At 53.0% G+C, this 1,835-nt stretch carries 1 rRNA gene; it reads right to left on the bottom strand.

The features are described from left to right. Positions 1 to 51: 51 nt before the first annotated feature. Positions 52 to 1,594 (bottom strand): 16S ribosomal RNA (locus AM629_RS20985). Between the last annotated feature and the right edge of the window lie 241 nt (positions 1,595 to 1,835).

Below are 1,835 nucleotides of genomic sequence, written 5' to 3'. Positions count from 1 at the left end.
CTCTTCTTTCATCAGACAATCTGTGTGAACACTCACTCAACGCATCTCAGGTAAGGAGGTGATCCAACCGCAGGTTCCCCTACGGTTACCTTGTTACGACTTCACCCCAGTCATGAATCACAAAGTGGTCAGCGCCCTCCTTTCGGTTAAGCTACCGACTTCTTTTGCCACCCACTCCCATGGTGTGACGGGCGGTGTGTACAAGGCCCGGGAACGTATTCACCGTAGCATGCTGATCTACGATTACTAGCGATTCCGACTTCATGGAGTCGAGTTGCAGACTCCAATCCGGACTACGACAGACTTTGTGTGTTCCGCTTGCTCTCGCGAGGTCGCTTCACTTTGTATCCGCCATTGTAGCACGTGTGTAGCCCTACTCGTAAGGGCCATGATGACTTGACGTCATCCCCACCTTCCTCCGGTTTATCACCGGCAGTCTCCCTTGAGTTCCCACCTTTACGTGCTGGCAACAAAGGATAAGGGTTGCGCTCGTTGCGGGACTTAACCCAACATTTCACAACACGAGCTGACGACAGCCATGCAGCACCTGTCTCAGAGCTCCCTAAGGCACAACCCCATCTCTGAGGTCTTCTCTGGATGTCAAGAGTAGGTAAGGTTCTTCGCGTTGCATCGAATTAAACCACATGCTCCACCGCTTGTGCGGGCCCCCGTCAATTCATTTGAGTTTTAACCTTGCGGCCGTACTCCCCAGGCGGTCGATTTAACGCGTTAGCTCCGGAAGCCACTCCTCCAGGGAACAACCTCCAAATCGACATCGTTTACAGCGTGGACTACCAGGGTATCTAATCCTGTTTGCTCCCCACGCTTTCGCACCTGAGCGTCAGTCTTCGTCCAGGGGGCCGCCTTCGCCACCGGTATTCCTCCACATCTCTACGCATTTCACCGCTACACATGGAATTCTACCCCCCTCTACGAGACTCTAGCCAACCAGTCTTAGATGCCGTTCCCAGGTTAAGCCCGGGGATTTCACATCTAACTTAATTGACCGCCTGCGTGCGCTTTACGCCCAGTCATTCCGATTAACGCTTGCACCCTCCGTATTACCGCGGCTGCTGGCACGGAGTTAGCCGGTGCTTCTTCTGCGGGTAACGTCAAAGTCCAGCCCTATTCAGGCCGCACTCTTCCTCCCCGCTGAAAGTACTTTACAACCCGAAAGCCTTCTTCATACACGCGGCATGGCTGCATCAGGCTTGCGCCCATTGTGCAATATTCCCCACTGCTGCCTCCCGTAGGAGTCTGGGCCGTGTCTCAGTCCCAGTGTGGCTGGTCATCCTCTCAGACCAGCTAGGGATCGTCGCCTAGGTAGGCCATTACCCTACCTACCAGCTAATCCCATCTGGGTTCATCCGATGGCGTGAGGCCCGCAGGTCCCCCACTTTGGTCTTGCGACTTCATGCGGTATTAGCCACCGTTTCCAGTGGTTATCCCCCTCCATCAGGCAGATCCCCAGACTTTACTCACCCGTCCGCCGCTCGTCAGCAAAAGCGCACGCGCTTTCCTGTTACCGCCCGACTTGCATGTGTTAGGCCTGCCGCCAGCGTTCAATCTGAGCCATGATCAAACTCTTCAATTTAAAGTTTGATGCTCAAAGAATTTCATTGTCAGTTAGTTCATCATGAATTAACCGTTGTTCACTCTTCAAGACTTTTCAGTATTTTTTTGTGATACCGTCTTGTGAGTGCCCACACAGATTGTCTGATTAATTGTTAAAGAGCAGGCCACCTTAAAATTTGATATTCTCGGTCAGCCGGGCTGCGTATATTACGCTTTTTGCCCGCAGAGTCAAGCGCTTATTTGCGCTCCCCTGCCCAACC

This window comes from Photorhabdus heterorhabditis, from assembly GCF_001280945.1.
Classification (GTDB): Bacteria; Pseudomonadota; Gammaproteobacteria; order Enterobacterales; family Enterobacteriaceae; genus Photorhabdus; species Photorhabdus heterorhabditis.
Note: the sequence above shows the minus strand (reverse complement) of the source record. Positions and strands in the feature narration are given on the sequence as shown.